This window comes from Methyloceanibacter superfactus (genome assembly GCF_001723305.1).
Lineage (GTDB): Bacteria > Pseudomonadota > Alphaproteobacteria > Rhizobiales > Methyloligellaceae > Methyloceanibacter > Methyloceanibacter superfactus.
Window position 1 is genome coordinate 115,001 of sequence record NZ_LPWF01000023.1, and the last position, 24,328, is coordinate 139,328.

Genomic DNA, 24,328 nt, shown 5'->3' on the forward strand with positions numbered 1-24,328 from the left:
GGTCCGCCCCGGCGACACCTTCGAAGTGTTCTTCGACTCCGACGGCAGCGACGGCGAGGAGATGGGCGAGCTGCTCTACACCTCCATGACCGTCGGCGGCGAGATGCGCAAATTCTACCGCTTCCGCACGCCGGACGACGCGGTCGACTACTATGACGAGCACGGCAACAGCGCCAAGAAGTTCCTGATGCGCAACCCCGTCAAGGGCGGCCGCTACACCTCGGGCTTCGGCAACCGCAAGCATCCGCTGCTCCGCCGCATCCGCATGCATACCGGCGCGACTGGGCCGCGCCCTCCGGCACGCCGATCCTCGCCGCCGGCGACGGCACCATCGAGATCGCCGAGCGTCACGGCGGCTACGGCAACTATATCCGCATCCGCCACGCCAACGGCTTCGCCACCGCCTATGGCCACATGACCCGCTTCGCCCCCGGCTCCGAACCCGGCGCCTCGGTCAAGCAAGGCCAGATCATCGGCTTCGTCGGCTCGACCGGCCGCTCCACCGGCCCGCATTGCCACTTCGAGGTCCTGGTCAACAACAAGTTCGTCAACCCGATGACCATCGCCGTGCCGCGCGGCCTCCAGCTCGAAGGCCGCGAGCTCGCCGCCTTCCAGAGAGAGCGCCGCCGCATCGAGGCCCTGATGCAGCTCGATCCCGTCACCAGCCGCGTCGCCCAAGTGGTCACCCAGTAGCTTCGTCACCCAGTAAGTTTCGCTTCCCGCGCCTCTCCTTCTCCTTCCCCTACATTTTGATCTTGTTGATCTTGCGCTAACCGGCCCTATTGGATGCCCGGATCACGTCCGGGCATGACGAATGAATATGCGCTCAAGTAGGCCAGCGGCCGGTAGCGCAAAGTAACATGCGGCCACGCCGCGACGTCTCGCCGGGAAGCACCCGCGAGGCATGAGGGACAGCGCGGGGCGCGCACGAAGACCGCGTCCTGCTCGAGCTCATGGGCGGCCTTATTGGCGCGCCCCGCGCGCGGCATCTTTTTAGAGCCTCGTATCGCCGCTTATCGCCAGTGGCACAGGCGCGGTGCGAAAGCAGATGCGCGCCTCACCCGATGGCCCACGCGTTACAGCGCAGGCGGGCGAAGTAGAGACCCCCGAGGCCGGTCCGTTAGCCATGGCGCGGTGGTCCGGGCCTATCGGGAATTCCGCATCCGAGATCGGCCCATCCGTACCGCGCCACCCCGGGCGCCGCGACCCTGCCCCACGATGTCAGGTCGGTCCTAGGCACCGCATCCCTCGCTGGGGCAGGGATGGAAGTATTCTACGGGAGGTTTTGCAGGCGGGTATAAAAGAGGGGAATGTTTGTCGTCAGCGCCCGGCAACGCGCCGATTCTCGCTGATGGAGTGCGGGATAGCCACGCTTGTAGAAGCCCCGCCAACGCAAATCGCCTCTCGATAGCGCCTGTCCCGAAGGGCAAGGTGAGCGGAGTGCAAGCGGGATTTGGGAGGCGGGGATAAGGTTTGCCGCTGTCGTGGAGCGCCCTGCTTCAGTCCAACGTGCCGAGGTTCTGGAGATCGCCGAGGTCTTCGGGTTTGTCCGCGGCTGTTGAACTGGCTCGGACACTCTTGGCCGCATCCTGTACCGGCGCGAGCGCCTTGAGCGCGGCCTTCGTGCCGGAGCCGAAGCGACCATCGATCTTGCCGTTGTACACGCCTTCCTGCTTCATCAGGCGCTGTAGTTCCCGGCGGGTCTCGATACTGAGTACGCCGCTTTGCTCTTCCAAATTCCTTTTCGCGTAAGCGTCACCGCCGCGATACGCCTCAAGGAGAAGCCGTGCGGCCTCCTTCCCGTCGCGTAGTACGCCCGTCCCGTCGTTGTAGAGCATGCCCAGATTGTTCTTCGCCGTGGCCTCGCCCTTGTCCGCAGCCTTGCGATACCATTCGACAGCTTGTGAGAGGTCTTTATCGGTGCCTCTTCCGGCGTGGAAGGCATATCCGAGATTGGTCATCGCCTGGATACTGCCTTTCTCGGCTGCCCTCTTGTACCACCGGATAGCTTCCGCCTCGTCCTTGGACACGCCCTCGCCATCGGCGTAAAGCTTACCGAGCACATACATGGACTCCACGAGGCCCATGTCGGCCGCTTGGCGATGAAGCCTTGCGGCTTCTTTCATATCCTTCGACACGCCGCGGCCCTCGGCGTACATCGATGCGAGACGACTGAAGCCATCCGGCTCATTTTTTTCCATGGCCTTGCGAAACCAAGCGACAGCCTCCTGATCGCTCTGCTCTACCCCGAGTCCTGCCTTGTAGAGGTAGCCAAGCGCGATCATAGCAACGGGGTCGCCGTCATCGGACGCCTGGCGAAGCCACCGCGCAGCCTGCGCATAGTCCTTCGGCACGCCACGACCATGCCCGTAGATGAGCCCGAGATTAAGCGCCGCGCCGGCATGCCCTTTCTCGGCGACCACTCGAAACCGCCGGCGTGCCTCCTCATAGACCTTGCCGCTGAGCAGCGCGCGCGCCAGCTGAAACTGGAAGCGCTCTGTTTCCGGAGAGGCCACCACCGCCGCGCGGCAGGCCCGGATTGCCTCGTCACTGGGAATATCGTCGAAATCGATGCCCGAGATACCCTCTGCCGTATAGAGCGGATGCGCGGCCAACCGATCGCATTCATTCACCGGCGGCGATGACGCGGCCTGCTCCACTTCGGAAGCCTCTTCCGTGGCGCCAGCTTCCTTCTCCGACGGTGACGACGGGGCAGGCTCCGGCTGAGCCGGTTCTGATGCATCGCTGCCCTTGAGCTTCTCAATGCGTATCCGCGCCAGCGGCGCGAACATGCCGTCCGGATAGGCCTTGAGATAGGCCTCAAGCTCCTGTGGCTGATCGCTGTCGCGCACGCTCTCCCAGAAGCTCAGTTCGGTGGCATCAGCCTGGGCAAAAGCCGGCGCCCCGTCGAGCGCGGTTAGCATCAAGATTGCAGCAAGCGTGGTGAGCAGCTTTCTCATGCTTTCTACTTCAATCCAGCGTGCCGAGGTCCTGAAGGTCGCCGAGGTTCGGCACAGACGAAGACGGCTGGGGTGGGGTCTCGGTCCTTGCAATCTCGGCAAGTGCGGTCTTACAGGCGTCCCAGAGCCTTGCGCTGGCGGCCCGTGCACCGGACGTCGAGGCGGCAAACACCATGGCCGCTATCAGAAGGACTAAACCTGCAGTATGTCTTGGCATGACCCATCCTCGCCGCATCATCGGATGCGACAACGCCCGACAAGCGTGCCTCCCACCGTTCAGCCGCCTCGACTCGCAGGAGGCTGCGGCTTCGCCTGTGGTGTCGGGGCATTGGCCTACCTTTCTCAATCCCGCTCTCCTAGTTGGAACCGCAATGTATTGTCCCATCGCGACGGCGGTGACACTTGCTGCGTGGCCTGCCTCCGCCTCCACTTCGTGCGATGCCCTCAGCAATGGCGCCGGCAATCGCTGCCCCCACCTCAGCGCCGGAAGGTCCACGCGGAGCACGTGGCTGAGCTTGCCTGGGCCCGTAACACATAAACGAGCCGTCCCCGCGCAGCTTGCCGGCGTACCAGCCGCTTCCATACTGCTGCCGGCAACTGGAGTTGCGAGCCGACTTACCCATATTGCAGTTGAATGAGCCATCGCTCTTCATATTGCCGGCATACCAACCGCTTCCGTATTTCTGCTGACAACTGGCGTTGCGAGCCGACTTGCCCATATTGCAGCTGAATGAGCCGTCGCTGTTGACCTTGCCGGCATACCAACCGCTTCCATTGTTGTTCTCGCACCAAGCATTCGCTGCCGTCTTATCTGGAATGCAATAGTAGCTCCCGTCGGCGAGACGCTGCCGGCGCTATAGCCGCTGCCGTATTTGTTCACGCAATCGGAGGTCGCTGCCTCGATGGCTTGCTGTCCGCATTTCGCCTTCGCTTGTTCCAGCTCCGTGGCCTTATAGCGGAAAGACTTGTGCGTGCCCGAGGCGGCGCCAAGCTTCGACTGCAGCGCATCGAGCTGCTCCACGTCGCAACTCCCGATCGCCGCGTCGGCCTGCGTGAGGACGTCCTCGATCCGGGTTATCTTGCCTCTCCCCGCTGCGATCCGGTCCAGCAGACCCGGACAGGGCGGGTTGCCGTTAAGGGCCCTGACCTCGTCCTCGGCACTTTGCAACTTTGCCCTTGCTTCAGAAAGCTCGCCCGCCTTGAACGCCACATTGGCCTCATCGAACGCCGCAGTCGCCTTCGCCGACCTCGCCGCAACCCGGTCGAGCTCCGCCATCTTCTCCTGAATTATCGGATGGGGATTCTGCACCCCAGCCAACTGCCGCCGATAGTTCTCCATGCCACGGGCGTCGCAGGAATCGATTGCGGCCGTGATCTTGTCCAGTGCGCTCGTCAACGTATCGATCTTGTCCAGCCCCTTTGCGATCCGCTCGCGCAGCTCCGGGCAGGCCGTGCCACCAAGCCCGCCAATCGCATCTCGCGCGCGCAACAGCGAAGCCCGGGCAGCGCCCAAATCGCCCGCAAGATAGCTTTGATTGCCGGCCTCGAACGCGCCATTGGCCTCCTTTACGATGGGGGCATTGCGCTCAAGCTGGTTCTTTATCTGGGCGGCCCGCGGGTCACTACTAAGCGCGGCGACTTCGCTTGCCGCATGGCTCAAGACTTGGGGGTCGCAACTGGAAAGCGCCTCCTGACCCTGCCGGATGATGCTGTCCGCCGCCGCCGCCGCCGCCTGTTCTATGGTCGCGACTTTTCCCGCCATCTCCGGGCATTCCGCAATTTGACCCTTCATCGTCGGAAGTTTGGTTTTGGCGGCGTCGATTTTCGCAGCCGATACGGGTCCTTGAAGTTCCGCTATGGCGCGATCAGCCTGGATGCCGGCGGTCGTGCATCGGGCAAGCCGAGCTTCTTCCTTGACGATCGGATCATCGAAATAGTCGGGAATGAATTCGCTCGGATGGGGCCCGGCAATGCTCCGATCGCGCTCATATCCTCCCAGTTGCCTCGGGTCCAGGGTGCGCACGGCGACCTTGGCATCGATGCTGGCCTTTTCCGGGTTGAACGGAGTTCCCCCAAACCAACCAAGCCATTTGGAGGCATGTTCCCAAAGAACGCCGCCGGTCGCATCGGTTCCGCCATGAACGGAGCCGAGCGCCATGACGCCGAACGTATGATACCACGGCCCCAATTTGTCTCCCGTGGCTGTCGGATCGGCGCGCAAGTTCTGCAGCCGCGACGCGATTTCGCTATGGGGCCGCAACTGCTTGCGAAGATCGGCCATCTGCCGGTCGTATTCGGCCTGCGAGATAGTGCCTCTGGACAATGCCGCGACGCGGGTTTGCATCTTTTCGATGATTTCACGACCGCGTTTGGTATGGCTCTTGAGCACGCTGTGGGCAGTCAGGGTGGCAATCGGATAGTTGCCGCCGGACGCATCAAGCGCCATGTCCATCACGCGCGCAGGTGTCAGACTCCCCTTTGGCGCGGCGAGCATGCTGTCCCGCAGCCGATCTTCGGTTTTGGCTGTAAGTCTGGCATACGGGTTCGTGTCACGAACGTCTTCCGGCAATGTGTCGCCGCGCAGAATCTCTCCCATCTGGGTCCCAAACAGAGGGTCGCCTGTGGCCCCGGTCGCATGCTCGCGCACCGACTCTCCGGGAATGGCAACATCCGTCGTGAGGTCCCTTCTGTTCTTAACCGTCTCGACCAGATCATCCAGGGAGCGATCGATGTCCCGCTCCCAGACGTTAGGGGCGGTCGGGGGATCGTGACGGCCTTGGAAATCTATGACCTCGGGAATTGAGTTCAGGTCCGCAGCTTCCGCTGTTACGACAGCAAAGATGGCCAGGCCGATACTGAACACGAGGCGACATGACAGCAATCTAGCGATGCCGCGAACCTGGCGCGCCCAATCCGCCTCAACCCGTGATGAAGACTCTGTCATGCCATGTCCGCGCCAACGCTACTTTCGTTGCGCCCCTGGTTCCTGCCAGAGATTTCGGGGACGACAGCTCGCGGACTGCCTCGCGGCTCTCCGCCCTCAGCTGAAGGCAAGCTAGATCATCGGAGCCTGAACTGGCTCTGATTCAGGTCAAGTTCGCGCGCAAATGGCCAAGCCCGACTCACGAGTCTGACATGGGTCAGAAGCGGACATCCGGCGGGCACACCCCAGCCGCCGGTAAACCCTAAGCCGCCTTGGCCTTGCTCGCAGCAGCCCCATTGAACATGAGCCCGTCCTTGCCGGCGGTGATCTTCACCGTCTCGCCGTCATGGATCTTGCCGGCGAGCACCATCTCGGCCAGCGGGTCTTGCACATATTTCTGGATCACGCGCTTTAAGGGGCGCGCGCCATAGGCCGGGTCGTAGCCCTTGGTGCCGAGCCAGTCCTTGGCCTGATCGTCGAGCTCCAGCGTGATCTTGCGGTCGGCCAGGAGCTTGGCGAGGCGCTTCAGCTGGATGTCGACGATCGCGCCCATATGCTCGCGGCGCAAGCGATGGAACAGGATGATCTCGTCCACGCGGTTGAGGAACTCTGGCCGGAAGTGCGAGCGCACCACATCCATGACTTGGGCCTCGACCGCCGATGAATCCTCGCCCTCCTTCTGGTTGACGAGATATTCGGAGCCGAGATTGGACGTCATGATGATGAGCGTGTTGCGGAAGTCGACCGTGCGGCCTTGGCCGTCCGTCAGCCTGCCGTCGTCGAGCACTTGCAGCAGCACGTTGAACACGTCCGGATGCGCCTTCTCGATCTCGTCGAACAGGATGACTTGATACGGCCTGCGGCGCACGGCCTCGGTGAGCGCGCCGCCCTCCTCATAGCCCACATAGCCGGGAGGCGCGCCGATCAGCCGGGCCACCGCGTGCTTCTCCATATATTCGCTCATGTCGACGCGGAGGATGGCGTGCTCGTCGTCGAACAGGAACTCGGCGAGCGCGCGGGAAAGCTCCGTCTTGCCGACGCCGGTCGGGCCTAAGAACATGAACGAACCCATGGGCCGGTTGGGGTCTTGCAGGCCGGCGCGGCTGCGGCGCACCGCGGTGGACACGGCCTCGACCGCCTCCTGCTGGCCGACCACGCGCTTGGCGATCTGCGTCTCCATCTGAAGCAGCTTCTCGCGCTCGCCTTCCAGCATCTTGTCGACGGGAATGCCGGTCCAGCGCGACACCACTTGCGCGATCATGTCGGGGGTGACGACCTCTTGCGCGAGGCTGCCGGCCTGGCCCTCTTCCTCTTCGATCTTGGCGAGCTTCGCCTCGAGATCGGGGATCTTGCCGTAGGCCAGCTCGCCGGCCTTGGCGAGGTCGCCCGCGCGCTGGGCCTGCTCCAGCTCGTTGCGCGCATGATCGAGGTCTTCCTTGATCTTCTGCGCCTGTCCGAGCTTCTCCTTCTCTTCCTGCCAGCGGCCGGCGAGCGCGTTGGCGCTCTCCTCCAGATTGGCGATCTCCTTCTCGAGCTTGGCGAGCCGGTCCTGAGAGGCGCTGTCGGTCTCCTTCTTCAACGCCTCGCGCTCGATCTTGAGCTGCATCAGGCGCCGGTCCGAGCTCGTCGAGCGCCTCGGGCTTGGAGTCCACCTGCATGCGCAGCGCGACGCCGCCTCGTCCATCAGGTCGATGGCCTTGTCGGGCAGGAAACGGTCGGTGATGTAGCGGTTTGACAGGGTGGCGGCGACCACGAGCGAGGCATCGGAAATGCGCACGCCGTGATGCAGCTCGTATTTCTCCTTCAGGCCGCGCAGGATGGAGATGGTGTCCTCCACCGTTGGCTCGGGCACGAACACCGGCTGGAAGCGCCGGGCGAGGGCCGCGTCCTTCTCCACATGCTTGCGATATTCGTCGAGCGTGGTGGCGCCGACGCAATGCAGCTCGCCGCGGGCGAGCGCGGGCTTCAGCAGGTTGGAGGCGTCCATGGCGCCCTCCGCGCCGCCGGCACCCACCAGCGTATGCATCTCGTCGATGAACAGGATGATCTGGCCGTGGGAGGCCTCGATCTCGCTGAGCACGGCCTTGAGCCGCTCCTCGAACTCGCCGCGATATTTGGCCCCGGCGATGAGCGCGCCCATGTCGAGGGACAGCACCTTCTTGTCCTTCAGGCTCTCCGGCACGTCGCCCTTGACGATGCGGTGCGCCAGGCCCTCGACGATGGCCGTCTTGCCGACGCCCGGCTCGCCGATGAGCACGGGATTGTTCTTGGTGCGCCGCGACAGCACTTGGATGGTGCGGCGGATCTCCTCGTCGCGGCCGATCACCGGATCGAGCTCGCCCTTCTCCGCGGCGTCCGTGAAGTCGCGGGTGTAGCGCTTCAGCGCGTCATATTGCTGCTCGGCGCCGGCGCTATCGGCGGTGCGGCCCTTGCGTAAGTCGTTGATCGCCTCGTTGAGGCTCTGCGGCGTCACGCCAGCGTCTTTGAGGATGCTGGCGGTGTCGCCCTCTTTCGTCATGGCCAGCGCCTGTAGCGCCCGCTCCACGGTGACGAAACTATCGCCGGCCTTCTTCGCCACCTGCTCCGCCTGGTCGAGCACCCGCGACAGCGCCGGGGTCATTTGCGGCTGGGTGGCGCCCGAACCGGACACTTTGGGCAGCTTGGCGAGCGCCGCGTCGGTCCGCATCAGGGCGGTCTTGGGGTCGCCGCCGGCGCGGCCGATCAGCCCCGCGGCCAGTCCTTCCGGGTCGTCGAGCAGGGCTTTGAGGAAATGCTCTGGCGTGATCTGCGGATTGCCGTCACGCACGGCGATGGTCTGCGCGGCTTGCAGGAATCCCTTAAGGCGGTCGGAAAGCTTCTCGAAATCCATAATCTTCCCTCTTGGATCGGGTCGGGCTTGAGGGTGGGCCGGCAAGGACGGTCAAACCGGCGGGGGGGGGTGCCGTTGTCGTGAACCTGATACCCCAGGCCCCGTTAACGGACATATAGCGAGCCGCTTAGCGCACAAAAAGAGGGGGCGACTTGATGGAGAGCAAACCGGCCGCGCGCGCCACCGTTAGCAAACGGTTAGCCGCAGCGCCGATATCGGACGCGCCGCGCCGTCAATCGAACCACCCGTAAGACTTTGAGACTGGAAGCTTAGCTCACGACGTCGGGAGCGTTCTCGCTTTCGTCGGAGGCTTGCGCCTCGCCCGGCTCGGCGCCATTGGCGTCACGCACGCCCCCGCCGCTCCCATTGCCGCCTTGCGGCCGGCGGCCCCGCTCGCGTCCGCCACCATGATGCTCCCGGTCGCCCGTGTGGCGCTCCCGGTCCTGGCTGCCGCCACCGGTCTGCCCGCTGGCCATGGATGCCGACTCGTCGGAGCCTTCTTCGTCGGAATCGGAGTGCCAGCGGCTCTGAGGCTGCTGTCCGCCGCCGCCATTCGGGGACTCGCCCGGCTGGGCGCCACCTTGCGGGCTGAGCTGCGTCTGAGCCGCCATGACGATGCGATTATAATGCTCAGCGTGCTGGAGATAGCTCTCCGCCGCGATCATGTCGCCGGAGGCCAGCGCGTCACGCGCTAGCGACATGTATTTCTCCGCCACATGGGACGCGGTCCCCCGGATCTTCACGTCCGGTCCGTTCGACTCGTAGTTCCGCGCCAGTGGATTTTGGGGCTTACGGCCGCGGCCGCGGCCCCTGCGATTCTGTTGTTGTCCTTGCCTCATGAGCCTTGTTCACCTGATTGGCGGCCGATACGCCGCGTCCTTCGTTCCCTGTCACTCTCCACGACCAGCGCTCAAGGTCCCACGCACTTTGCGCCGGAAAGCCGGATGGGCCACGCAGTCGTCAAAACGCTGTTTTTTCTTGCTGCCTTGTCTTGGGTCGGCCTCGGCGCTACGCGTCTTGAATCCTTGGGCCAGCGCCAGCCAACCAAATCTGATGGGCGGTTGAGCGTCTCCTGAACAACCCGAGAGGCACACCGCCTGTCAATCGAGGTTCACGAGATATCCGCTCTTGTTGCCATGCAACCGGCCGCGTTCAAAAGCCACGCTTGGCCGAAGATTTTCATTCCCTTGCCTCGAACCTACCCCGAACATCCCCGTTTTCCAAGCTCATTTTTGGGGGCCATGCGACCTTCTAGCCGGCCCTCGGAGGGGCCCCGGCGAGGACGCAGCGGGGCCGTCCGGCCAAATCGAACCGCACATCGTCCGCCTCGACCGTGAGGCCCGCCGCCCGGAACAGCGCGGCTACGGCCCCGGCCTGGGTGGGGCCGATCTCAACCAAAATGCTCCCCCCAGGCGCCAGCACCGAGCGAGCGCTCTCGGCGATGCGCCGGTAGGCATCGAGCCCATCCGCCCCGCCATCGAGCGCCGCCCGCGGATCGTAGGCCGCCACGTCCCGGGCAAGGCCGGCGATCTCCTCGGACGGGATATACGGCGGATTGGACACGATGAGGTCAAACGAGCCCTCGATCCCGTCGAGCCAATCGGCGGCGATGAACCGGGCGCGGGGCGCCAGCCCCAGACGCTCCGCGTTCTCAGCGGCAAGCCGCAACGCACCGTCGCACATGTCGGTGCCGAGGCCTTGGGCTTCCGGCAACTCGGCGAGCAGCGTGAGCAGGATGCAGCCGGAGCCGGTGCCGAGATCGAGGAGCTTGAGCGGCCGACGCTGCCCGCCATCCCGGCCAATGACGTCCAGCACCGCGGCGATCAGCGTCTCGGTGTCGGGGCGCGGGTCGAGCGTATCGCGGCCGACGAGAAAGTCCCGGCCGTAGAATTCCCGCACGCCGCGGATGCGCGAGACCGGCTCGCCCTGGAGTCGCCGCGCGACAAAACTCGCAAGCTGCGCCGCCACGTCCGACGAAACCTCATCGCGGCTTCGCGCGATCAGCGCCTCATGGCTGAGGCCTGCGGCATGGCAGAGCAGCAGCCGCGCATCCAGGGCCGGCGTGTCGATGCCGGCCTCCCGCAGCGTCCGCGTGGCCGCCCCGCGCGCCGCCTCGAGCGTCCCGGTCACGCTTCGTGCTCCTGCATGTCGGCAAGTTGGCTCGTCTGCTGCTCGGTGATCAGCGCATCGATGATCTCATCCAGCGCCGGCTCGCCCTCCAGCACCATTTGCAACTGGTGCGTGGTGAGACCGATACGGTGATCGGTGACGCGGCCTTGCGGGAAATTATAGGTGCGGATGCGCTGGGACCGGTCGCCCGTGCCGATCTGGCTGCGGCGGTCTTGCGCCCGCTCCTCGTCGAGCTTGGCGCGTTCCAGATCGTAGAGCCGCGCGCGCAGCACCTTCATGGCTTTCGCCCGGTTCTTGTGTTGCGACTTCTCGTCTTGCTGGATGACCACGAGACCCGAAGGGATATGCGTGATCCGGACCGCGCTGTCGGTGGTGTTCACCGACTGTCCGCCGGGACCGCTCGCCCGGTACACGTCGACGCGCAAATCCTTCTCGTCAACCTTGACGTCGACCTCCTCCTCGGGAAGCACGGCCACCGTCGCCGCCGAGGTATGAATGCGCCCTTGCGCTTCGGTTTCCGGCACGCGCTGCACCCGGTGCACGCCGGACTCGAATTTCATCCGGGCGAACACGCCCTTGCCGGTGATATTGGCGATGATCTCTTTATATCCACCATTGGCGGACTCGCTCGCCGACATGACATTGACCTTCCAGCCCTGCCGGTCCGCATAGCGCTGATACATGCGGAACAGATCGCCCGCGAACAGCGCCGCCTCTTCGCCGCCGGTACCTGCCCGGACCTCGAGGATCGCGCTCTTCTCGTCGGCTTCGTCCTTGGGCAGCAGCTGGATTTTCAGGTGGTGCTCTAGCTCTTCGATCTTCGCGTCGAGCCCTTCGATCTCCTCCTCGGCGAGCGTCAACATGGCCTTGTCCGAGGTGCGGTCGTCGATGATTTCCTGCAAGCCGTCACGCTCGTGCTGCGCCTCGCGCAGCGCCGTGATGGTGGCGACGATGGGATCGAGCTCTGAAAACTCGCGGGAGAGACGCACATAGCTCTCCTGGTCGGCACCGGCGGCAAGGCTGTCTTGCACCGTCTGCCAACGGGCGACGAGATGGTCGAGCTTCTCGGCTGGAATAGTCGTCATGGGATGAGGCGGGAAAGCCTAGAAATTGTTCGGAAGCCGGTCAGCCTTGCGGCTGCGCGGGTCGTCCGGATCCAAGACGGGATCGGAGGTGTCGAAAGACCCCGAGGACGACGTCGGACCGGATGAATCGCTCAACGCCATCCATAGTCCAAAGCCGATCACCGACGCAATCAGCGCGACGAGGCCCCATTTCAGCAAAGCGGGCCTCTTGCGCGCCGGCGCCGACTCCGCCTCGCCCATGAACGCGGCGTCTTCCACCGGTTGCGGCGCACCCCCGGCCTCGAAGCCCGCATCCGCCTCGAAGCTCGCGTCGCCTCGAAGCCCGCGTCCGGCGGGAGGCCGTAGGGATCGGGCTGGAAGCCGCCGGGGTCCGGCTGGAGGCCATGGGGATCCGGCTGGAATTGGGCATCCGGCTGGAACCCGTGAGGATCGGGCTGGAGGCCCTGGGGCTCAGGCGGGAAGGCTTGCGGTGCCGGCTGACGGGCCGGCTGCTGCGGCCGAACCGGTTGTTGCGGTTGCGCCGGACGGGCCTGCGGCTGCGGCGCGGCTTGCGGACCATTCTGCCAGGCGGGCGCCTGCGGCGCGGGAGCTTGCGGCGCCGAGGCCCTGGGTGCAGGTGCCTGGGGTGCCGGAGCCTGGCCGGCCTGCTTTGGCATGCCTTGCATCCCGCCTTGCGGGAATTGCGGCGCGCCGCCCGGCCACGGAGCCTGGGGCTGCGCCCTCACTTGCTGTCCGTTCGGCCAATTCGGCGCTTGCGGCATGGGCGGCAGGGACGGGGCGGCATTGCCGCCGCCCTGGGGCGCCATGACCGGAACGTCAGGCATGGTCTTCGGCCGCAACTCGACGATTCCCGCTTCGATCTGCGCATAAATGCGCCGTAGCAACGGACGGGTATCGAGATTGAGCAGCGTGCCATAGGCGTTGACGACGCGGCAGGTCTCCGGCCAGGGCGGCAGCGCGTAAAGCGCGCCCTGCTCAAGCGCCTGGACCACCTCGATGGGGGCGGCGATCTGGGCGGCGAGATCTGTTTCGGTCAGGCTGCTGGCAGCCCTCAAGTCCCGAAACAACTCGGCCACTTCCGCATCATAGCCGGCTGGCATTTCTCAATCCCGTGAATATCAAGACGCCCGCCGTCCGCGGGCGGCGACGGGTCTGCTGGTAACTGCTACGGCCCCGCTTTCGTTGCTCGGCCGGCCCCATCTCCTGCGATCCTTCGGCTAACACAAGCCCAATGTCGGCGAGTTTGCAAGCCTTCGAAAGGCTACCATATTGCTGCGCCAATTGCCGACTCCTCGCTCGCCCCTGCGGCTAAATCTGCACGCCACTGTCGGCGGCGAAGCGTTTCAAATCTTCGCGAAGCGAGGTCTTCTTGGTGTCGAGCAGCTCATCCAGCCGTTGCTGGAGATTGCCGGCGTCGAGCGACAAGATCATGGCCTTGACCGGGCCCACGGAGGCCGGCGCCATCGAGATCGAGCGGAAGCCGAGGCCGATCAGCGCCATCGCCTCGAGCGGCTTTCCGGCCATTTCGCCGCACAGCGTGAGCGGCACGTCATGCTTATCCGCCGACCGCACGATGTGGCGGAATGCTTTGAGCGCGGCCGGGTTGAGGCTGTCGAAGCGGTCCGACACGCGGACATTGCCGCGGTCCGCGGCGAACAGGAACTGCATCAGATCGTTGGACCCCACCGAGGCGAAATCGGCGAGCGGAAGGACGCTGTCGAGTTGCCACAGTAGGGCCGGCACCTCGATCATGGCGCCGACCATGAGCCGCTTCGGCTCCGGGCGGCCGTGCCGCATGAGGATCTTCACCTCGCGGTCGATCAGCCGGCGCGCCGCCTCGAACTCCGACACGTCGGAGATCATCGGCAGCATGATGCGGATCTCGCGCCCATTCGCCGCCCTGAGCAGTGCCCGGATCTGGGTGCGGAACAGGGCCGGCCGGTCGAGCGCCATGCGGATCGCCCGCCAGCCGAGCGCCGGGTTTTCTTCCCGCGCCGGCGCGGAAATAGGGCAGCACCTTGTCGCCGCCGTCGAGCGAGCGGAACACCACGGCCGATCGCCGGCGGCATCGAGGATCGCCTTATAGAGGCGCGTCTGCTGGTTCAGCCGCGGGAAGGTCGACGAGATCATGAACTGCAGCTCGGTGCGGAAGAGGCCGATGCCGTCGGCACCGGACTGGTCGAGATGCGGCAGATCGAACAACAGCCCCGCGTTGATGTTCAGGCTCACCCGCTGGTCGTCGAGGGTCATGGCGGGCACATCGCGCAGCGCCGCGTATTGCGCCTGCCGCCGCGCCATGAAGCGGACCTTGTCCGAATAGGCCGAGATGACCTCTTGGGTCGGCCGCAGATGCAACTCGCCGCCCGCAGCGTCGAGAATGGCCGCGTCGCCCTGCTCGACGGCATCGAGTACGCCGTCGCATTGTGTGATGGCGGCGATGCCGAGCGCCCGGGCCACGATGGCCACATGGCTGTTGGCGCCGCCCTCCTCCAGCACGAGACCGCGCAGGCGCTGGCGGTCGTAATCGAGCAGCTCGCCCGGCCCCATGGTGCGGGCGATGACGATGGCGTCCTCGGGCAGATTGCCCGTGGCGCCCGTCTCCGTGCCGCCCGACAACAGACGCAGCAGACGGTTGGACAGATCGTCGATGTCGTGCAGGCGGTCGCGGAACCGCTGATCGGGCATGCGCAGCATGCGCGCGCGGGTATCGTTGCGCACGCGCTGCACGGCGGCCTCGGCGGTCAATCCCGTGGCCAGCGCCTCGTCGAGCCGCCGCCGCCAGCCGTGGTCATGGGCGAACATGCGGAATGCCTCGAGCACTTCCCGGTGCTCGCCGGCCCGCGCCATGTCGCCCCGGTCCATCATCTCGTCGATCATGGTGGTGAGGTCTTCGATGGCCTGGAGCAGCCGCCGCCGCTCGAGCTCGACGTCCTCGGCGATGAGGCGAGTGACCACGATGCGCGGCTCGTGCAGCACGATATGGCCGAGCGCCACGCCCTCGGAGATGGGCTGGCCGGTGAACCGCGCATTGGCGTCGCGGCGGGTTTCGGCCGTGACCTCCTCGGTGACGAATCCGCCCGAGGCGATCATCTCGGCGATCACCATCGCCGTGGTCTGGAGCGCCTCGACCTCCTCGTCGCTATATTGGCGCATGGTCCGGTTCTGCACCGTCAGCACGCCGATCGTGTGGCCGCCGCGCAGGATCGGCACGCCGACGAAGGAGTGATAGATCTCCTCGCCCGTCTCCGGCCGGTAGGAGAAAGCCGGGTGATGCTGGGCGTCGGCGAATTGCTTCGGCTCGGCCTGCTCGGCGATCAAGCCGACCAGACCCTCGCCCGGCTTCAAATGGGTGTTGTGGACGGCGCCCGGGTTCAGGCCCTCCGTGGCCACCAGCTCCAGCGTGCCGTCGCGCCGCCGCAAATAGAGCGAGCACACCTCGGCCACGATGTTGGAGGCGATCAGCACCACCACCTTGTCGAGGCGAGCCTGCGCGCTCTCGTGCTCCGCCATCACCTCGCGGAGGCGACGGAGCATCTGTCTTGGGGCACCAACTGACGCAGGCATAGCTACCCGTCCTCGCCGACCGGAGAAGCGGCGGACCTAGCGTCTCAAAGAGAAGAGAGTAAGGCTGGCCGCTTCATCCGCTAACGGTCTAATCCGAACAAGGAATGCAAGGTCCGCACCGCAAGCTCGGCATAGGCCGCATCGATCAATACGCTGATTTTGATCTCGGATGTCGAGATCGCCTCGATATTGATGCCCTTTTCGGCAAGCGCGCTGAACATTTGCGCGGCAACCCCAGCGTGGCTCCGCATACCGACGCCAATCGCCGACACCTTGGCGATGTCGGTCGAGCCACGCAAGTCCAAATAGCCGATGGAGTCCTTGGAATTCCTCAAAACTTCGAGCGCCCGGTCGAGATCGGCGCTCTGCACCGTGAAGGTCATATCGGTGTGGCGCCCGTCGTCGGACACATTCTGCACGATCATGTCGACATTGATGTGGGCCTCGGCCAGCGGGCCGAACACTTGCGCCGCGACGCCCGGCTTATCGGCCACTTTGAGCAGAGTCACCTTGGCCTCGTCCCGCGCATAGGCAATTCCACTGACGACGTTTTGCTCCACGATCTCATCCTCATGGCAAACGAGTGTTCCCAGTCCCCCGCCGGTCTCGGCATCGCCCTTGCCGGCCAGGTCGGGCGCATCAAAGCTCGAGCGCACGAGCACCCGCACGCCCTTCTGCATGGCAAGCTCGACCGATCGCGTCTGTAGCACCTTGGCCCCTTGCGAGGCCATTTCCAGCATTTCCTCGTAGGAGATGCGGTCGAGGCGATGCGCCTTCGGCACCACGCGGGGATCGGTGGTGTAGACCCCATCCACGTCCGTATAGATGTCGCAGCGGTCGGCTTGCAACGCCGCCGCCAAGGCCACGGCACTCGTATCGGAGCCGCCGCGCCCGAGCGTCGCGATACGGTTCCCCGGCGCGATGCCCTGGAAGCCGGCGATGACGGCCACCTCGCCGTCGAGCATCCGCGCCTTGAGCTCGCCCACCTCCACGCCGGTGATGCGCGCGGCGCGGTGGGCCGCGTCGGTCCGCAACGGGATCTGCCAGCCCTGCCAGGACCGGGCCTGCACGCCGGCAGCCTGGAGCACGAGCGCCAGCAGCCCCGAGGTCACCTGCTCGCCGGAGGACACCACCGCGTCATATTCGCGGGTGTCGTAATGGGCCGAAGCCGCCGCGCCGTTCTGGCTGCGCACCTTGTAGCCCCACGCCTCCTCGACGAGCGCCACGAGCTGGTTGGTCTGCCCGGCCATGGCCGATACCACGACGGCGCAAGCGTTTCCGCCGTCGACCTCGCGCTTCACATGCGCCGCGACATTGCGGATGCGCTCGAGATCGGCCACCGACGTGCCGCCAAATTTCAACACCAGCAGGGACATGACTGCTCACAAGAAGAGGGCCGGCCCCATTTTTGGACCGGCCGGCAAAATTCGGCTCTTTCATACTGATTGGGGCCGAAAGCCGCAACATGGCTCTGGGCTCCTTGACAGGCGGTGAAGGCCAAAGGTCAATGGCCCTCCCATGGCCCCCGCCACCGACAAGTCCACGAGCGAGAGCTCGACCACCCTCGATACCGACGAGGTCGCCCGCTTCGCCAAGCTGGCCGCCGAATGGTGGGACACCAAGGGCCCGTTCGCGCCGCTCCACCGCATCAACCCGACCCGGCTCACTTATATCCGGGACCAGCTCTGCACCCATTTCGGCCGCGATCCCAAGGCGGCGCCCAGCCTCTCAGGCTCACGGTGCTCGATATCGGCTGCGGCGGCGGGTTGGTGGCCGAGCCCCTGACCCGCCTCGGGGCGCATGTCACCGGTATCGACCCGGCGCCAGAGACTATCGAGGCGGCCAAGACCCATTCCCAGGCGCGGGCCTCGACATCGCCTATCGGGCGGCGACCGCGGAAGAGCTCGCCGGCGAGGGCCAGCAGTTCGACGCCGTGCTTCTGCTTGAGGTGGTCGAGCATGTGCCGGACGTGCCGGCTTTCCTGAAGCGCCTCGCGCCCTGGTGAAGCCCGGCGGCGTGATGATCCTGTCGACCCTCAACCGCACGCTGAAGGCCTATGCGCTGGCCATCGTCGCGCCGAGCTCGTCCTGCGCTGGGTACCGGTCGGCACCCACCAATGGGAGCGGTTTGTCCGGCCGGAGGAGTTGAAATCAGCCCTGAGCGCCGCAGGCCTCACCCCGGGCGGCACCAAGGGCATGGTCTACAATCCGCTGACGGATGTGTGGAGCCTGTCAGGCGACACCGACGTGAACTATTTCGCCACCGCCACCAAGGCGTGAGCCGAAGATCCGCCTAGTAGCCCGGAGGACGGAACCAACGCTGGCCACGCTGACGCTGCTGGCGCTGGGCCGGAGGGGCCTCGTAATAGGGCTGGAACAGACGACGGCGCTTGCGGCGGACCGGCGGCGCCTCGTCGTAATAGCCGTAGCGGCCGTAATAGCCGTTCTGATCGCGGCCCCGGTAGTCGGGATAGGCCGGCTGCCGCTGACGCTGGCTCGCCACATTGGACTCACCGCCGGGCGAGACGCCCGTCAACACCACCTGGGTGTTTTTCAGGCCCTTCTCCTCGACCAGCTTGAACAGGGTCTCGGCGTTCTTCGGCGCCAGGCGCACGCACCATGGCTGGCGGGGCTGCCGAGCTTCTTCGTTTCATTGCTGGCGTGGATCGCGTGCCCCTTCTTCGTGAAGAAGATGGCGTGCGGCATGGCCGCGTTGTCCCACTGCTTGCTGTACCAAATCTTGTTCATCGACGAGGCGGTATAGCTCCCCGACGGGGTGGAATAGCCGCGCATGCCGGTGGACACGGGCCAGCTATACGTCTCGACGCCGTCCACGAACACCGTCATCTGCTGCGTGGTCTTGTCCACATCCACGAGCACCTGGGAGGCCGGCTCGGTGTCGACAGGGTCGGTATCGGCGGTTTCGGTATCGCTCGTGTCCGTATCGCCGGTCTCGGGATTTGCCTGCGGGTCGCTGGTGACGGTCTCGATCTCGGCATCGGTGTCCGCGTCCGGCTGGGTGGCCGCCGAATCGGTCTCCGATTCGTTTTGCGGACCGGCGAGACGCGACGGTGATTCGGTGGCTTGAGCCTCGGGCGCGGTGGCGTGATCGGCCGGCTCGGCGCTCACCGGAAAGGCCAGCATGACGGCCAAAAGACCGGCGGCGAGCACCTGAAATGGCAGATTTCTGTGATTTAGCAGATTAGAGAGGCGCATTTTGTCGTTCCCTGGTTACGCGCAAACCACCGCCCGGCAGCCTTAGAATACAGGCTAACAAGGCCTTACCAGGCGCCTCGCGAGAAGTTGTCCCGACTTTTGTACCGGAGGCCCCCAAACAAGACGTTACCTCACAATGACAAACCTATGATGGCAACGTCCGGATTTCAAACGTCCCCACCGCAATTCCGTTCCTCAGTTCCGCTCCTCAGTTCCGCTCCTTGGGCAATGGCGGCAACGGCAGGACCGGGACACCCTCCTCCTGGAGCGAGTTGGCCTCCTCCGTCGTCACCTCACCATAGATGCTGCGGGCTTCGGCCTCGCCGTAGTGAATCTTCCGGGCTTCCTCCGGAAACGCCTTGCCCACATCCTCGGCATTGGCTTTGAGATAGTCCCGCAAGCCTTCGAGGACCGCATAGGTTTGCTGACCGCCGCCCTCTTGCGGCTTTTCGCCCGGCTCCGATCCATCCTCGCCCTCGGACCTCGACTTGCCGCGGAGCACCGCGGGCGCCATCGGCGCCTTCTCCACCCTGTCGCTGCCACAATCCGGGCAAGTGATGACGCCGGCCTCCGCCTGCTCGTCATAGGAGGCTCCGGATGAGAACCAGGCATCGAAGCCGTGGCCTTGATCGCAAGCGAGCGCGAAGCGGATCATGACGCCTCCTTCTGGGCCGGCGTCGGCTTAGCGACCACGATCTCGAACGGCCGCCCATGCTTGAGGGCGGGGATCCGGGCCCGCGCCGCCTCCGACTGACCCACGTCGATATCGGCGAAAACCACGCAAGGAGCCTCGCCCGCCTCGGCCAGGATCTCGCCCCACGGCGACACGATCATGCTGTGCCCGAACGTCTCCCGGCCATTCTCGTGCAGGCCCCCTTGTGTGGCGGCGAACACGAAGGCGCCCGTCTCGATGGCCCGCGCCCGCACCAGCACATGCCAATGGGCTTGGCCGGTCTGCTTGGTAAAGGCAGCGGGGATGGCGATGAGGTTGGCGCCGGCGGTGGCGAGCGCGCGGTAGAGCGCGGGAAACCGCAAGTCGTAACAGATGGTCATGCCGAGCCGCCCGAACGGCAGATCGACGAGCACCGCCTTCGAGCCCGGCCCGTAATATTGCGACTCGCGGTAGCTCTCGCCGCCAGCAAGGTCGACGTCGAACATATGGAGCTTGTCGTAGCGCGCGGCGATCTCGCCATGCGGATCGAGAAGGAAGGAGCGGTTGGCGACGCGCTCGCCGAGCGTGATGCCGAGCGAGCCCACATGCAGCCAGATGCCGAGTTCGGCGGCCAGCGCCCGCAACCGGGCGAGCGGCTCGCTGTCGGCCTCGGACCGCACCAGCCTGAGCACCCGGGCCGGCTCGAGCTCCATCAGCGCCGTATTCTCCGGCGTCTGCACGTAAATGGCACCGCCCTTCGCCGCTCGGCGAATCAGCGCCTCGGCCCGATCGAGATTGGACGCAATATCGCGGCCCGCCCGCGTTTGCACGAGCGCCGCCCGGAACGTGGTCTCGGGCCCGGTGGTCATGGCTCGACCGGCTCGCGTTCGATCCAGGCTTCGAGCTCGCCGGCCCTCTCCAGCGCGCTGAGTTCGGCATGGCCGCCGACGTGATGACCGTGGATGAAGATCTGCGGCACGGTCCGCCGACCGCCGGCGCGGTCCATCATCTCGCTGCGCTTCTCGTTGTCGGCGCTCACATCGATTTCCTCGAAGTCGAGGCCCTTACTCGCCAGCAGGCGCTTGGCCGCCTGGCAAAAGCCGCAATACGGGGTCGTGTAGAGAACAATCATGATCTTTGTCTCAGGGAGAGGGCCGGAAGCCCCCGCCCATCGGGCCAGAGTTTCAGGTCATGGTAACTGGGTTGTTAACCGGCCCCGCGCAAGTCTTTTAGAGCACGAGGCGGTGGCTCGACCGCCCGCGCCAGCGCCAGCACATCCACCCGCGCCGCCTTTGCCCGCTTGAGCGCCCGCGCGCAAGCCTCCGCCGTGGCCCCCGTGGTGATGACGTCGTCCACGACCACGATCCGCCTGCCTTTGACGATTTGGGCCCGGGACGGCTCGACCTTGAAGGCGCCCGCCACGTTGCGGACGCGCTGCTCCGCGGAAAGCCCCACCTGGCTCGCCGTCCGCCGCACGCGCTTGAGGACGAAACAGTCGCAGGCGATGCCGGTCAGCTTCGAGATTCGTTGCGCCAGCATGGCCGACTGGTTGAACCGCCGCCACCACAGCCGTGAGCGATAAAGCGGCACCGGCAGGATCAAATCGGCGTCGGCCAGAAGCTCGGCCCCGGCATGGACCAGCCAGCGGCTGAACAGAGCCAGCCCCTCTTGGCGGTCGCGGTATTTGAAGCTCTGGATCAGATCGCGCATGGTCTGGGAATAGCGCGCCACGGCCCGCGCCCGGTCATAGACTGGCGGTGCGGCGATCGCCGCCGCCGACAGGCTCGGGGTCCCCGCGTCGTAGGGCAGCGGCACGCCGAGCCGCGCGCAGACGGGAGGCGCGATGAAGTCGACCTTGGCGAAGCAGTCGCCGCAGAGAAGGCCATGGCCCATGATGCGTGCCCGGCAAGCGATGCAGACCGGCGGCAGTAGCAGATCGGCGACCGCATCGAGGCCCGCCCGCCAAGACGGCGGGGGCATCACGGGCGTCGGGCGCGCCGCCCGAGGCTCTGTGTCGCTGGACCACATGGTCCCATGATACATCGTTTATCGAAGATGGGATTGTCAGGAACGCCATGAGCGACGAGCACCTGTTCGACCGTAAACTGCTGCGCCGGCGCCGCGCCCGCTTCGCTCACGAAATTGCGCGCGCGAGTTCGTCATCGCCCATGTGGCGCGCGAGATCGCCGAGCGCGTGGAGATCATGCTGCGGGAGTTTCCCTTGGGCCTCGACCTCGGCGCCTTTCACGGCCTGCTCGGGCGCACCGTCGCGGCACTCCCCTCGGTGGGCGACATGATCTATGCCGAGAGCGCGCTGGCGTTTGCGCAGCTCTGCCCGCGGCCGGCGCTCGTCTGCGACGAGGACCTGCTGCCCTTCAAGGACGCCAGCTTCAATCTCATCGTCTCAGGCCTCGCGCTTCACCGCGTCAACGACCTGCCGGGCAGCCTCATCCAGATCCGCCGCGCCCTCGCTCCCGACGGCCTGTTCATGGCGGCGGCGCTCGGGGCCCGCGCGCTCAGTGAGCTACGCGAGGCGCTGATCGAGGCGGAAGGCGAGATGGAGGGCGGCGCCTCCCCGCGCGTCTCGCCCTTCGGCGATGTCAGGGCCTATGGCGCGCTGCTTCAGCGTGCCGGCTTCGCCCTGCCCGTCGCCGACGCGGAAATTCTGAAAGTCGCTTACCCCTCGCCGCGCGAGGTGATGCGCGAGGTGCGCGCGCTGGGGGGCGGCAACGTTCTCATGGCACGCAAGCGCGAGCCGCTGCCCCGGCGCACATTGGAGCGGGCCGAGGAAATTTATCGCGCGCGGCACGGGACCCCCGACGGCAAGGTGACCGCGACTTTCGAGTTCGTGTTCATGAGCGGCTGGGCGCCGCATGCGAGCCAGCAGAAGCCGTTGCAGCCCGGCAGCGCCGCCCAGCGCCTGGCCGATGCGCTGCACACGCAAGAGCAACCGGCGGGCGACAAGGCATCCTTCCCGCAAGCAAAGAATAAGAAGACGGAGGACTAAGAGCGCGTCTAGCTGCCGAACAGGGCGGCCAAACCCGCATAGAGCTCGGACACCGAGCCTTTCAACACGCCGACCGCGGCCGCCACGGCCGCACCGAGAAGGGCGCCGATCAGGATATACTCCATGGCGATGGCGCCGGAGCGGTTGGACGCGAAGCGCCGCGTGGCGTGACGGAAGCGTGCCCGCACGCGTGCTGCCTGCATCATCTCGCGCACCATCGTTAGAAATCCCCTGACAGTCCCAACAACCCGGGCAGGATCTGCTTTAGCGGTTCGTCCGCCGGCGGCATGGCGTAGGCGGTTAGCGCCTCCGGCCTTACCCAAGCGAGGTCCTGCCCCTCGTTTGCAGCCACCTCGCCTGTCCAATGCCGGCATAGATAGACCGGCATGAGGAGGTGGAACGCGGGGTAAGTGTAACTGGCAAACGTTAAAGGAGTGAGAGCCGGCGCTGCGACGTCGATGCCGAGTTCTTCGTCGAGCTCGCGTATCAGGGCGTGTTCCGGCGTTTCACACGCCTCGACCTTGCCGCCGGGAAACTCCCAAAGTCCCGCGAGCGGTTTGCCTTCGGGGCGTTTGGTGATGAGCACGAGCCCGGCATCGTCCACCAGAACACAAGCCGCGACGAGAATGAGCACGGGAGCTTCGCCGCCGCTCGACGGCTTCACGACCGGTAGTCGGCGTTGATGGCGATATACTCTTTGGTCAGATCGCAGGTCCAAACCGTCGCCGCCGCCTCGCCGACGCCGACATCGACGGCGATCTCGAGCTCGGCGCGCTTCATATAGGCCGCGCCCTGTTCCTCGCGATAGCCGGACGCCACGCCGCCATTTTCGGCCACGAGGATGTCGCCGAAGCGGATGGCGAGCTTGTCGCGATCCGCCGCCTCGCCCGCCTTGCCGACCGCCATGACGATGCGGCCCCAATTGGGGTCCTCGCCGGCGAGCGCCGTCTTCACCAGCGGCGAGTTGGCGATCGACAACGCGATGGTCCGCGCCGCCGCCTTGGTCTCGGCGCCGGTGACCGTGAGCTTCACGAACTTGGTCAACCCTTCGCCGTCCTTGACGATCTGATGCGCCAGATCGGTCATCAGTTCGCCGAGCGCCTCACGAAAGCCCGCGAGCCGCTCGTCGTCGCCGCGCGCGATGCGTGGCGCGCCGCGCTTAGTGGCCGTGCCGGTCGCGAAGATGAGGCACGTGTCGCTGGTCGAGGTGTCGCTGTCGATGGTGATGGCGTTGAAGCTGTCCTCCACGAGCGGCGCCATAACGTCGTGCAAGGCGCCCGGCTCGATCGCCGCGTCGGTAAACAGAAAAGCCAGCATGGTCGCCATGTCCGGCGCGATCATGCCGGCGCCCTTGGCGATGCCGTTGAGGGTGACCGAGACCCCATCGATCTCGCAACTGCGCGTGGCGAGCTTCGGGAAGGTGTCGGTGGTCATGATCGCCCGCGCCGCCATCTCATAGGCATCGGCTTGCGCGTTCTCGGCGAGGCCGGCGAGCAGGCCTACGAACTTGCCCGGGTCGAGCGGCTCGCCGATCACGCCGGTCGAGGCGATATAGACATCGGACTCAAGACAGTCCGCCACATTCGCCGCGGCGTGCGCCGTCGCCTTCACCGCCTCACGGCCAGCCATGCCGGTAAAGGCGTTGGCATTGCCCGAATTGACCACGAGTGCGCGCGCCATGCCGTGCTTGAGATGCGCCCGGCACCACTCGACCGGCGCCGAGGCGGTCTTGGAGCGGGTGAGCACGCCGGCCACGGTCGTCGTCGGCTCGAACAGCGCCAAAAGCAGATCCGTGCGTCCCGGATAGCGGATGCCGGCCGCGCAGGCCGCCATACGCACCCCGTCAATGACGGGTAACGCAGGCAGCCGCGTGGGCGCGAATGGCGAGATATTAGCCAAGGCTCAATTCAGACCGGCTGATCG

Annotated in this window: 20 protein-coding genes and 2 pseudogenes (1 of these 22 only partly in view); 4 read left to right on the forward strand and 18 right to left on the reverse strand. The window is 65.7% G+C overall.

Going from position 1 to position 24,328, the window contains the following annotated elements; translation table 11 throughout:
• Together AUC69_RS06690 and AUC69_RS06695 are read left to right on the forward strand one after the other, a co-directional pair.
• Positions 1-418: the final stretch of a hypothetical protein gene (locus AUC69_RS06690; protein WP_069441452.1), read on the forward strand. Its footprint begins 488 nt before the window's first position; only the last 418 of its 906 coding nucleotides appear in the window; its start codon lies beyond the left edge, outside the window; its stop codon occupies positions 416-418.
• Positions 337-693, forward strand: a complete 357-nt coding sequence (locus AUC69_RS06695) for a M23 family metallopeptidase (RefSeq protein WP_244500149.1) — start codon at positions 337-339, stop codon at positions 691-693. Before AUC69_RS06690 ends, AUC69_RS06695 begins: the two co-directional genes overlap by 82 nt.
• A gap of 806 nt (positions 694-1,499) precedes the next feature.
• Here AUC69_RS06695 and AUC69_RS06705 read toward each other — a convergent pair.
• The 9 genes and pseudogenes from AUC69_RS06705 to AUC69_RS06750 form a co-directional block, all read right to left on the reverse strand.
• Complete coding sequence (locus AUC69_RS06705; RefSeq protein ID WP_069441455.1) at positions 1,500-2,960, reverse strand: SEL1-like repeat protein; 1,461 nt, start codon at positions 2,958-2,960, stop codon at positions 1,500-1,502.
• 649 nt (positions 2,961-3,609) lie between these two features.
• Positions 3,610-5,904 (reverse strand): hypothetical protein, encoded by a 2,295-nt coding sequence (locus AUC69_RS06710; RefSeq protein WP_141700638.1) that lies wholly within the window; start codon positions 5,902-5,904, stop codon positions 3,610-3,612.
• Positions 5,905-6,145: 241 nt separating this feature from the next.
• On the reverse strand, positions 6,146-8,752 hold the full coding sequence (gene clpB, locus AUC69_RS06715) for an ATP-dependent chaperone ClpB (protein WP_069441457.1): 2,607 nt from the start codon (positions 8,750-8,752) through the stop codon (positions 6,146-6,148).
• A gap of 533 nt (positions 8,753-9,285) precedes the next feature.
• Positions 9,286-9,591, reverse strand: a pseudogene (locus AUC69_RS18420) (DUF4167 domain-containing protein); the annotation flags it as partial.
• 412 nt (positions 9,592-10,003) lie between these two features.
• The gene (gene prmC / locus AUC69_RS06725; protein ID WP_069441459.1) at positions 10,004-10,882 is read right to left on the reverse strand and encodes a peptide chain release factor N(5)-glutamine methyltransferase; all 879 of its coding nucleotides are present in this window, start codon (positions 10,880-10,882) and stop codon (positions 10,004-10,006) included.
• A complete protein-coding gene (gene prfA / locus AUC69_RS06730) occupies positions 10,879-11,967 on the reverse strand; it encodes a peptide chain release factor 1 (protein WP_069441460.1) in 1,089 nt (362 codons plus the stop codon). Before prfA ends, prmC begins: the two co-directional genes overlap by 4 nt.
• Positions 11,968-12,158: 191 nt before the next feature.
• On the reverse strand, positions 12,159-13,067 hold the full coding sequence (locus AUC69_RS06740; protein WP_069441462.1) for a hypothetical protein: 909 nt from the start codon (positions 13,065-13,067) through the stop codon (positions 12,159-12,161).
• A gap of 208 nt (positions 13,068-13,275) precedes the next feature.
• Entirely contained in the window at positions 13,276-15,501 is a 2,226-nt protein-coding gene (gene ptsP / locus AUC69_RS06745) for a phosphoenolpyruvate--protein phosphotransferase (protein WP_244500143.1), read from the reverse strand.
• A gap of 110 nt (positions 15,502-15,611) precedes the next feature.
• The gene (locus AUC69_RS06750; protein ID WP_069441463.1) at positions 15,612-16,907 is read right to left on the reverse strand and encodes an aspartate kinase; all 1,296 of its coding nucleotides are present in this window, start codon (positions 16,905-16,907) and stop codon (positions 15,612-15,614) included.
• A 142-nt stretch (positions 16,908-17,049) separates the two neighbouring features.
• Between AUC69_RS06750 and ubiG the strand changes: the two are divergent.
• Positions 17,050-17,810 (forward strand): annotated as a pseudogene (gene ubiG, locus AUC69_RS06755) (bifunctional 2-polyprenyl-6-hydroxyphenol methylase/3-demethylubiquinol 3-O-methyltransferase UbiG).
• Between the two features lie 13 nt (positions 17,811-17,823).
• On the opposite strand, the gene AUC69_RS06760 reads toward ubiG, so the two are convergent.
• The 6 genes from AUC69_RS06760 to AUC69_RS06785 form a co-directional block, all read right to left on the reverse strand.
• Positions 17,824-18,144, reverse strand: a complete 321-nt coding sequence (locus AUC69_RS06760; protein WP_069441464.1) for a hypothetical protein — start codon at positions 18,142-18,144, stop codon at positions 17,824-17,826.
• The gene (locus AUC69_RS06765; protein WP_069441465.1) at positions 18,084-18,746 is read right to left on the reverse strand and encodes a L,D-transpeptidase; all 663 of its coding nucleotides are present in this window, start codon (positions 18,744-18,746) and stop codon (positions 18,084-18,086) included. The genes AUC69_RS06760 and AUC69_RS06765 overlap by 61 nt, the downstream gene beginning before the upstream one ends.
• 208 nt (positions 18,747-18,954) lie before the next feature.
• Positions 18,955-19,401, reverse strand: a complete 447-nt coding sequence (locus tag AUC69_RS06770) for a DUF1178 family protein (RefSeq protein ID WP_069441466.1) — start codon at positions 19,399-19,401, stop codon at positions 18,955-18,957.
• A complete protein-coding gene (locus AUC69_RS06775) occupies positions 19,398-20,267 on the reverse strand; it encodes a carbon-nitrogen hydrolase family protein (RefSeq protein WP_069441467.1) in 870 nt (289 codons plus the stop codon). The genes AUC69_RS06770 and AUC69_RS06775 overlap by 4 nt, the downstream gene beginning before the upstream one ends.
• Positions 20,264-20,530: a glutaredoxin 3 gene (gene grxC, locus AUC69_RS06780; protein WP_069441468.1), complete on the reverse strand. Its 267-nt coding sequence runs from the start codon at positions 20,528-20,530 to the stop codon at positions 20,264-20,266. Before grxC ends, AUC69_RS06775 begins: the two co-directional genes overlap by 4 nt.
• Positions 20,531-20,604: 74 nt before the next feature.
• Positions 20,605-21,378 carry a ComF family protein gene (locus tag AUC69_RS06785; RefSeq protein ID WP_069441578.1) on the reverse strand — a complete coding sequence of 258 codons (774 nt, stop codon included), beginning with the start codon at positions 21,376-21,378 and terminating at the stop codon, positions 20,605-20,607.
• A 190-nt stretch (positions 21,379-21,568) separates the two neighbouring features.
• Here AUC69_RS06785 and AUC69_RS06790 point away from each other — a divergent pair, with 190 nt between their 5' ends.
• Complete coding sequence (locus tag AUC69_RS06790) at positions 21,569-22,405, forward strand: class I SAM-dependent methyltransferase (protein ID WP_342018545.1); 837 nt, start codon at positions 21,569-21,571, stop codon at positions 22,403-22,405.
• Between the two features lie 8 nt (positions 22,406-22,413).
• Here the strand turns inward: AUC69_RS06790 and AUC69_RS06795 are convergent, their stop codons facing one another.
• From AUC69_RS06795 to argJ, 3 genes are read right to left on the reverse strand one after another with little or no spacing between them, the layout of a single operon-like run.
• Entirely contained in the window at positions 22,414-22,623 is a 210-nt protein-coding gene (locus AUC69_RS06795; RefSeq protein WP_069441469.1) for a hypothetical protein, read from the reverse strand.
• A 2-nt stretch (positions 22,624-22,625) separates the two neighbouring features.
• Positions 22,626-23,039, reverse strand: a complete 414-nt coding sequence (gene mutT / locus AUC69_RS06800; RefSeq protein WP_069441579.1) for an 8-oxo-dGTP diphosphatase MutT — start codon at positions 23,037-23,039, stop codon at positions 22,626-22,628.
• 26 nt (positions 23,040-23,065) lie between these two features.
• Positions 23,066-24,304 carry a bifunctional glutamate N-acetyltransferase/amino-acid acetyltransferase ArgJ gene (gene argJ / locus AUC69_RS06805; RefSeq protein WP_083239172.1) on the reverse strand — a complete coding sequence of 413 codons (1,239 nt, stop codon included), beginning with the start codon at positions 24,302-24,304 and terminating at the stop codon, positions 23,066-23,068.
• Between the last annotated feature and the right edge of the window lie 24 nt (positions 24,305-24,328).

Bases quoted from the DNA above. Each gene is read 5' to 3' on its own strand.
- AUC69_RS06705 (WP_069441455.1), bottom strand. From the start codon at position 2,960: ATGAGAAAGCTGCTCACCACGCTTGCTGCAATCTTGATGCTAACCGCG.
- AUC69_RS06710 (WP_141700638.1), bottom strand. From the start codon at position 5,904: ATGACAGAGTCTTCATCACGGGTTGAGGCGGATTGGGCGCGCCAGGTT.
- clpB (WP_069441457.1), bottom strand. From the start codon at position 8,752: ATGGATTTCGAGAAGCTTTCCGACCGCCTTAAGGGATTCCTGCAAGCC.
- prfA (WP_069441460.1), bottom strand. From the start codon at position 11,967: ATGACGACTATTCCAGCCGAGAAGCTCGACCATCTCGTCGCCCGTTGG.
- AUC69_RS06740 (WP_069441462.1), bottom strand. From the start codon at position 13,067: ATGCCAGCCGGCTATGATGCGGAAGTGGCCGAGTTGTTTCGGGACTTG.
- ptsP (WP_244500143.1), bottom strand. From the start codon at position 15,501: ATGCTCCGTCGCCTCCGCGAGGTGATGGCGGAGCACGAGAGCGCGCAG.
- AUC69_RS06750 (WP_069441463.1), bottom strand. From the start codon at position 16,907: ATGTCCCTGCTGGTGTTGAAATTTGGCGGCACGTCGGTGGCCGATCTC.
- AUC69_RS06765 (WP_069441465.1), bottom strand. From the start codon at position 18,746: ATGCGCCTCTCTAATCTGCTAAATCACAGAAATCTGCCATTTCAGGTG.
- AUC69_RS06770 (WP_069441466.1), bottom strand. From the start codon at position 19,401: ATGATCCGCTTCGCGCTCGCTTGCGATCAAGGCCACGGCTTCGATGCC.
- AUC69_RS06775 (WP_069441467.1), bottom strand. From the start codon at position 20,267: ATGACCACCGGGCCCGAGACCACGTTCCGGGCGGCGCTCGTGCAAACG.
- grxC (WP_069441468.1), bottom strand. From the start codon at position 20,530: ATGATTGTTCTCTACACGACCCCGTATTGCGGCTTTTGCCAGGCGGCC.
- AUC69_RS06785 (WP_069441578.1), bottom strand. From the start codon at position 21,378: ATGCCCCCGCCGTCTTGGCGGGCGGGCCTCGATGCGGTCGCCGATCTG.
- AUC69_RS06795 (WP_069441469.1), bottom strand. From the start codon at position 22,623: ATGGTGCGCGAGATGATGCAGGCAGCACGCGTGCGGGCACGCTTCCGT.